Origin of the sequence: Zavarzinia sp. (assembly GCF_049306435.1) — a bacterium.
In the GTDB taxonomy this organism is placed as follows: domain Bacteria; phylum Pseudomonadota; class Alphaproteobacteria; order Zavarziniales; family Zavarziniaceae; genus Zavarzinia.
Genome location: NZ_JBAQRT010000332.1, coordinates 1 through 1558, shown reverse-complemented (window position 1 = coordinate 1558; position 1558 = coordinate 1). Strand labels below are relative to the sequence as shown.

General features: G+C 50.8%; 2 protein-coding genes and 1 pseudogene. All 3 read left to right on the top strand.

Features of this window, described 5'->3' with window-relative positions:
- Positions 1-69 precede the first annotated feature (69 nt).
- Positions 70-228 (top strand): annotated as a pseudogene (locus WAZ62_RS19285) (LacI family DNA-binding transcriptional regulator); the annotation flags it as partial.
- A gap of 147 nt (positions 229-375) precedes the next feature.
- On the top strand, positions 376-1080 hold the full coding sequence (locus WAZ62_RS19280; protein ID WP_422645156.1) for a LacI family DNA-binding transcriptional regulator: 705 nt from the start codon (positions 376-378) through the stop codon (positions 1078-1080).
- Between the two features lie 13 nt (positions 1081-1093).
- Positions 1094-1558 (top strand): prepilin-type N-terminal cleavage/methylation domain-containing protein (locus WAZ62_RS19275; protein WP_422645155.1); only part of this gene is annotated, 465 nt, incomplete at its 3' end.

Here is a 1558-nt window from a genome sequence, read left to right as displayed (position 1 = left end):
ACAATATATTATGTTATACTGCAACAATATCAGTATTTATGAAACATATAGCATACAATAGGGAAAACCGTGAACGTAAAAACGACAGTCAAGAAAAGTCTACGAGCGAATCCCACGATCTACGATGTAGCAAAGAAAGCTAAAGTGTCGCCATGTACTGTCAGCCGGGTGTTGAACGCATCCAGCACGGTGAACAAAGATACGCGGCAACGTGTATTGCAGACACTGAGATCAATGGATTGCCGTCCAAGGGTGGGAGTGCGTCACAAGCAAATTGCACTGGTTACAGAACCCCTGCATCGAACGGTCATGGGGGGATATGTTTCCTGTCTGACACAATATGTGGCGTGGGCTCTCTCCCGTCTCGGAATGTCCATGGTTCTCGTACCTGAAGACAATATCGATGTGCTGTCACACCGTCTGTTCGACGGGATATTGGTCATCGCCTGGAAACCGGAGACCTTCGAAGTGCTTGAAAAATTGGATGGCACGCCTGTCGTAGTCGTCAACCGCGGAGACAAAGACAATCAGTTCCATACGGTGATATCAGATCACCGTGCGGGAGGACGCATGGTCGGGGACTACCTCCTGGATCGCGGCCACCGCAAGCTGGCCATGATCACCAAGTCTCCTGACTGGGGTGCCTTGGCGCGTGCGGAAGGAATGAGGACGGCAATGGAAACACGGGGAATACCTGTTGACGATCAGCTTTTTGCATTCTGTGATGATGGACGCCTCATGTATGCGCATTTGAAAAAAATCGTTGATTGTGGAGCCGAAGCGGTCTGGGTGTGCGGGGAAGACATGCTGGCTCCAGAGGCCCTATATATCCTGCAGGAAGTGCTTGGAATAAAAGTCCCGGCGGAACTCTCCGTAGTCGGCAGCGAAAATCCCGGGATTTCGCTATACCTGCGTCCGTCCCTGACAACACTGTTCCAGCCACTGCAAGGGGTGGCCGAGGCAATGGTGGACCTACTGGCAAAATTGATTGAGTGTCCGGAGGCTCAAGTTGATCGTGTGATCAGCATGCCCAACACGCTTATCGAACGTGATTCAGTGGCAATTCGGAAAGTTATCTAACAGGGAGGTGTATATGGCTATCAAAAACGCCGGAAGTCCAATAGATCGCATGCCCCTTGATGGGAGTGCGGCAGATAATCGTAGTGCGGGAAATCCTGGCACTGCGCTTTATGAGGCAAGGGCTGGAAACGGGTGTCACCACGTGTTGCGCCAGTTCCCGATCGTTATGGGCTACGGCGCAATGACAATGCGGCGCTGCAGTAGGGCATGCATGCCTTTCACACTGATCGAACTCCTGGTTGTTATTGCGATCATCGCAATTCTGGCGGCGATGCTGCTGCCAGCCTTGAAGATGGCAAAAGACTCAGCAAAGAGCATATCATGCCTTTCAAATATCCGCCAATCCAACGTGGCAATATTGAATTATGCGAACGATTCCGGGGGCTATGCGCCAAATGGAATGGATCTCACAAACTACTGGCAGAATTGGGCCTGGTATCTAGTCTACAATTCATATATTACAGGAACAGATACGCTG

Bases quoted from the DNA above. Each gene is read 5' to 3' on its own strand.
- WAZ62_RS19280 (WP_422645156.1), top strand. From the start codon at position 376: ATGGTTCTCGTACCTGAAGACAATATCGATGTGCTGTCACACCGTCTG.